This is a genomic window from Caulobacter sp. P1_B12_2, from assembly GCF_056406675.1.
This window is the reverse complement of the sequence record NZ_JBFTZS010000425.1, coordinates 1-4,006: the sequence shown is the minus strand read 5'-3', so window position 1 is coordinate 4,006 and position 4,006 is coordinate 1. Positions and strand designations below refer to the sequence as shown.

Below are 4,006 nucleotides of genomic sequence, written 5' to 3'. Positions count from 1 at the left end.
CCCTTGAGAAGAACGGTTTCGCGGAGCGGTCGAGCCAAGCCGAAACGCACATTCAAACCCACGGTCATCCGGGCTCGGCCCGGACCGCTCCGCGCCTCCTCACCCACTCACAGCCAGATTGGCGTGGGATCACACTCACTTGCCCCCACCTGGCGGCTACGCCGCCTGTCCGCCCCCAGAGGGGGCGGAGGACGCGCGTACGACTCCTCTTCCCCCTTTGGGGGAAGACGACCGCGAAGCGGTCCGTAGGGGGCAAGTGTTCGCCGCACGGCAAAGAGGAGACACGCCATGGCGCGAGCTTGTGGAAAGCCGGGCGGACGCGCCGGGGCGGTCCTAGTACCCCGGGCTGGTCACCGCGAAGCTGGCGTTGTTGCCGGTGGCGGTGGAGATGCCGACCACCGAGCGGCCCGAGCCGACGGTCACCGTCGAGCGGGCGCTGATGTCGACATTGTTGGCCTGGGTGTTGGTGGCCGTCATGTTGCCCCCGCACTGATTGCAGACATAGCCGCTGACCGCGTTGCCGATCGCCGTGGCGCTGGCCCCGGCGTCGTAGCCGGAATTGCCCTCGAAGCTGGCGATCACCTCGACGCCGCCGCCGTCATTGACCTGGACGTTGTCGAGCACCAGGCCGGGGCCGTTGGCGTTGCTGGCCATGACCGAGTTGCCCACGCCGTAGGCCGTGGCCTGGGCGCCGCCGAATTGGTACGAGGTTTCCTCGGCCTGGGCCCGCACATAGGCGGTGTTGTACTGGTTGCTGGTCACGTCCAGCAGGGTGCCGTCGTTGGCCGCGTTCAGGTTGTTGCCCGAGGCGGTCGCGCCGGTGGTGGTCAGATAGCTGTTGCCATAGGCGGCGAACTTGGTGGCGGTGACATTGTCGGCGCCGTTGTTCTGGTCGGTGATCACCCGGGCGGCCGACTGGTTGGCGCCGGTCAGGTCGATGTTGTTGCCCGCCGCGGTGCCGGCCACGACCGCGGTTCCGGCCACGTACTGCAGCACCGCGCCGCCGTCGGCGGCCACGTCGGCCTGGTTGTTCTGGCTGACGCGCGCGCCCATCGCGCCGTTGACCATCAGCAGGCCCTGGCTGTTGCCGGCCGCCAGGGTGCTTTCGACCACGTCGCCGGCCTGGGCGGTCTCGCCCTCGATCTGGCTGCGGGCGGTGACCGAGCCGTAGTTGGTCTGCACCATGAAGGCGCTCAGCGTGCCATAGGCGGCGGTGGCCGTGCCGCTGTTGCCCACGGCCGTGCTGGTGACGCTGCTGGAGTCGCCCATCGAGGCCTGGCCGCCGCCCGGGACCACGGCGTTGACCACCGTGTGGCCCAGGATCGCGCCGTTGTTGATCTGGTTGGCCGTCATCGCGCCGTCGACGCCGTAGAAGCCGCCGTTCACGCCCGTGCCGCTGGCGATCGCCGCGCCGGTAACGCCGTCGCTCGCCGTCTCGACATTCAGCGTGGTCGTCGCGGTGACGGCGCCGTTGTTCTCCGGATCGACCTGAAGCGTCGATCCCGGAACGGTCTGGCTAGTAGCGACCCCGCTTGCCAGCATCACGCACATTGGGATCGCTGCGATCGTTCCAGCGAGACGGGTCTTCGCGGGTCTGCGCATTGTTGGTTCCCAGATTGTTGTAGGCGGGGACGAAAGCCCCGGTCGCGCCCACGGTGTTGGCGCCGTACGGATCGAACTGCAGGCAGCTCTGCGGACCCGGCATGCCATAGAGGTTAGCGCTCATCTCGATGGTCGCCCGCTCGATCAGCGAGCGCACGGCCAGCTGCATCGGCTCCAGCGCGCCGCGGCCCGCCGAAATGTCGAAGATGTTGCCGTTGAGGAAGTCGAAGACGCCGACGCTGATTTCGCGGCCGACCACCTGCTTCTGGTAGGAGATCACGTCGACCACCTCCAGCGTGCGGGTGTTGATCAGCCGCAGGTCCAGCGCGATGTTCATCACGAACACCCGGCGGCGGAAGTTGCCCTTCAGGCCGTCGGTGTCCTTGTCGCCGACATAGGCGTCGGCCCCGACCGAGCGGATGTTGTAGTTCAGCTCGGTGATGCCGCCGGCCACGTAGAAGTCCGACCCCGGCACCTGGCCCGCCAGGATGCGGCGGTAGTCGGCGGGCGCGTCGGCGCCCGGCTTGGGGTTGTCGGAGATCAGCTTGTTGTTGGCGTATTTCAGCTCGTACTCCGACACCGAGGTGTCGAAGCGCTCGACCATCGGCATGCCGGCCTTGGCGAAGGCGGTCATGGCCAGCAAGCTGGCGCCCTGGGTGACCTTGCGGCCGGATCCGTCGGACTCTTCCTTGCCGGTGTAGTCGGCGATGCGGCCGATGGCGACGCGCGGCGCGACCACGTGGTTGGTCCGGGCGTACTGAGCCAGGCAGACCAGGCCGGCGGTGTAGGGGGTCGGGTTGGCGGTCACGGGGGCCGAGCCGATCGGCGTGGCGTAGTTGCCGCTGGTCATGACCTTGGGGACGCCGCCGCAGGCGCTGAGCAGGGCGCAAGCCCCCGCCAGCAGAAGGTTGAGGCGCTTACTGGCCATTGCCCGTTTTCCCGACGTTCGTTCCGGCCGTGATGGCGCCATTGTTGATCTGGGAGGAATTGACGATCACCGTGTTGTTGTTGCCCTGGGTGACGACCGTCAGATTGTTGCCGATCGCCRTGGAGCTGCCGTAGCCCCCCAGGCTGCCGACACCGGAATAGCTGTCCAGCGAGCCCGAGGAATGGCTGGACGAATAGACGCTCTGGTCCGCGCCGGTCAGCATCACGCCGTCGACGATGACCCGATTGCCGTTGGCGTCGCGGGTCGAGTACTGGACCACGTGGTTCTCGGAACCCGCCGTGCGGCCGTAGCCGGCGTTGAACGCGGCGGAGTTGCTGTCGAGGCTCTGGGCCCGGGCCGGGCTGGACAGCACCAGGCCGGTCGCGGCCATGGCCAGAGCCAGAACAGCCGCGCTGATGGCCAGCAGGCGTCCGGCGCCCGGCAGTTTCTTCTCACTCGCAGCCATCAGGAACCTCGTGAACACCGACGTGTCCGACGCCAAGCAACCCCCGTGCCAAAATCGGACAGCGTTTGGTTTACGCTCCAAGGTCTCGCGATTTGGTTAAGTTCGCCGGCGGCGGGGGTCAGGCTTTGACGGGCGCGACAATATGCGGGCCGGGGCGGCGGTTGGTCATCCTGCCCATTGATAAGGGGGCCGCTTTGCGAGACCCTGCTGTGAAATAAGTATCAGGGAGGATTAAGCTTTGCTGGTTTCTCAGATCCTGAAGGACAAGGGCGACCTCGTCTTCACCGCCTMGCCCAACGAGACGGTGGGCGCGGCGGCGGCCCTGCTGCACACCCGGCGCGTGGGCGCGATGGTGGTGCTCGAGGAAGACGAGACGATCGCCGGCATCCTCTCGGAACGCGACATCGTGCGGGTGATCGCCAAGGAGGGCGCGGCCGCCCTGTCCAAGCCGATCTCCTCCTGCATGACCCGCGACGTGGTCTTCGCCCAGCCGGAAGAGACGGTCGACGCCCTGCTCGAGCGGATGACCGATCGCCGGATCCGCCACCTGCCGGTCTGCAAGGGCAAGCGCCTGGCCGGCATCATCTCGATCGGCGACCTTGTGAAGTACAAGATCAGCGAGACCCAGGCCGAGGCCGATGGGCTGAAAGCCTATATCGCGGCCGGCTGAGGCGGCGTTCCAGGCGGTGTTTCGGAGCGGTCGAAGACGGGCCGCTCATGCACTCTATATATGGCGCCTAAATAGAGCGTCGATCAGCGGGCCGGTTCGTCCAGCAGTTCGGCGCCCGAACCGGCGACCGCGTCGGCCAGGCTGTAGCCTTCCAACACCGCCGCCGTGGCGTCGCGAGCCCGCAGCAGCGCTTCGCGCAAAGCGCAGGTCGCCAGGTCGCGACAGTCCTCGCAGCGGCGGAAGGCCGTACGGCTGACGCAGGGGGTCAGGGCCAGGGGGCCGTCGACCAGGCGGATGATCTCGGCGAAGCTGATCAGGGCCGGCTCGCGGCCCACCAGAT

At 67.6% G+C, this 4,006-nt stretch carries 5 protein-coding genes; 1 reads left to right on the top strand and 4 read right to left on the bottom strand.

Annotated features, from left to right (window positions below):
- Positions 1-333: 333 nt before the first annotated feature.
- Genes hfaD through hfaA form a run of 3 tightly spaced genes read right to left on the bottom strand, consistent with a single transcriptional unit; the run spans position 334 to position 2,996 of the window.
- Complete coding sequence (gene hfaD, locus AC1DZ6_RS20690; protein WP_477099016.1) at positions 334-1,551, bottom strand: holdfast anchor protein HfaD; 1,218 nt, start codon at positions 1,549-1,551, stop codon at positions 334-336.
- Complete coding sequence (gene hfaB, locus AC1DZ6_RS20685; RefSeq protein ID WP_477099015.1) at positions 1,517-2,530, bottom strand: holdfast anchoring protein HfaB; 1,014 nt, start codon at positions 2,528-2,530, stop codon at positions 1,517-1,519. The genes hfaD and hfaB overlap by 35 nt, the downstream gene beginning before the upstream one ends.
- Positions 2,520-2,996, bottom strand: a complete 477-nt coding sequence (gene hfaA, locus AC1DZ6_RS20680) for a holdfast anchoring protein HfaA (protein ID WP_477099014.1) — start codon at positions 2,994-2,996, stop codon at positions 2,520-2,522. The genes hfaB and hfaA overlap by 11 nt, the downstream gene beginning before the upstream one ends.
- 238 nt (positions 2,997-3,234) lie before the next feature.
- Here hfaA and AC1DZ6_RS20675 point away from each other — a divergent pair, with 238 nt between their 5' ends.
- Entirely contained in the window at positions 3,235-3,666 is a 432-nt protein-coding gene (locus tag AC1DZ6_RS20675; RefSeq protein ID WP_477099013.1) for a CBS domain-containing protein, read from the top strand.
- Positions 3,667-3,749: 83 nt separating this feature from the next.
- Here AC1DZ6_RS20675 and AC1DZ6_RS20670 read toward each other — a convergent pair.
- Positions 3,750-4,006, bottom strand: a 257-nt coding sequence (locus tag AC1DZ6_RS20670) for an Rrf2 family transcriptional regulator (RefSeq protein ID WP_477099012.1), incomplete at its 5' end; no start/stop codon positions are given.